Genomic DNA, 1600 nt, shown 5'->3' on the forward strand with positions numbered 1-1600 from the left:
TGGGGCACCTGTAGCCCCCGTCCCACTTTAGCCAGGCCAGATGCGACAGGCAGCTGTCCGTGTCCGGGAATTTCTCCATAAAGTCGAAAAGGGACATGCTCTTGAATCTTTGCTCCATGTTCTTGATGTTTGTTTCCCCGAATTTACTACTTCTATCGTTATTGATTAAGTACCTAAGTCAATAAAAATATAAAGCCAGTGCCTAACACCGTATAAAATTAATTGCTGGTTTTAGCCAGTTTACGAAAGTCCTCGCGGACTTTCTATCTGTGATTTATTTGCTAACTTTAGTGCTTAAACCACGCAACTAATCTTATACAATCACGATGATGTACAATTCACCTAAAGGTGAACCCAAGTCGCTACATTGTCGCCAAAGGCTCCAATTCCCGCCCCTTGGGATTTGTACATCATCGCAGGGCCATGCCAGTTTGCATAATCCGTAGGATGAGGGACCATCCAACCTATCACCTTTAGGCGCCATCGAGGAAAACTGTACATATCAACGGCTATATGCAACCTGGCCACGTTCAACACGTATTTGTAAATTTATCCCAACAAGTTGCGTAAATTTAAAACCCGTAACGTGGCTTCACATAGCCCTGCGTTGTGGTTAATGTCCAAAAACCAATAAATTGAATGAACAAAACGATATTTGAGATTACCAAAATGGATTGTCCTTCAGAGGAAAATTTAATCCGAATGAAATTGGATGGAATCTCAAGTATTGCGAATTTGGACTTTGACATTCCCAACCGAAAACTAACTGTTTTTCACAGCGGACAAATTGACCAAATCGAAAAGTCCATTATCGAACTGAATTTAGGCGGAAAGAAAATCTCGACTGAACAAACCGAACAAACGGAATTTAAAGAAAATGCAAACCAAAAAAAGTTACTTTGGTCTGTACTTACCATAAATTTTGCCTTTTTCATAATCGAAATGACAACTGGATTAATCTCAAAATCGATGGGATTAGTTGCAGACAGTTTGGATATGCTTGCGGACAGTTTCGTTTACGGAATTAGCTTGTTTGCGGTTGGCGGAACTCTGACAAGGAAAAAGCGGATTGCGAAACTTGCTGGATATTTTCAAATAACACTTGCGATTATTGGATTTGTGGAAGTGTTAAGAAGATTTTTCGGAGACGAGAAATTACCCGATTTTTCCACAATGATTATCGTTTCGATTTTTGCACTTATTGCAAACGGAATTTGTCTTTACATTTTGCAAAAGTCAAAGAGCAAAGAAGAGGCACATATGAAAGCAAGTATGATTTTCACCTCGAATGACGTGATTATTAATTTAGGAGTCATAATCGCTGGACTTTTGGTAAATTGGTTAAGTTCGAGCAAACCTGATTTAATTATTGGAACAATCGTTTTTATTTTGGTAATTCAAGGAGCATTAAGAATTTTGTAACTAATCAGTGCTGATAAAGTTGTCAATTCATTTGGATCCTACGAAAGATTATCGGATCTTTCGGTTATCGAAAAGGATAAGTTCATATCGGAGTTATTGGTTCGTTTGGAGAATCTTGAGCGTGCGAACCGTCGTTTGGCCGACCGTGTTGTTGAACTTGAGGGACTTTTGGTCAAGT

At 39.2% G+C, this 1600-nt stretch carries 2 protein-coding genes; one reads left to right on the plus strand and one right to left on the minus strand.

What is annotated here, in order from left to right; translation table 11 throughout:
- Positions 1–342: 342 nt before the first annotated feature.
- The gene (locus BFP75_RS21895; RefSeq protein WP_165776517.1) at positions 343–501 is read right to left on the minus strand and encodes a hypothetical protein; all 159 of its coding nucleotides are present in this window, start codon (positions 499–501) and stop codon (positions 343–345) included.
- Between the two features lie 138 nt (positions 502–639).
- Here BFP75_RS21895 and BFP75_RS14065 point away from each other — a divergent pair, with 138 nt between their 5' ends.
- Complete coding sequence (locus BFP75_RS14065) at positions 640–1422, plus strand: cation transporter (RefSeq protein ID WP_099546006.1); 783 nt, start codon at positions 640–642, stop codon at positions 1420–1422.
- The last annotated feature ends 178 nt before the right edge of the window (positions 1423–1600 follow it).

It is taken from the genome of Maribacter sp. 4G9, assembly GCF_002742265.1.
Lineage (GTDB): Bacteria > Bacteroidota > Bacteroidia > Flavobacteriales > Flavobacteriaceae > Maribacter.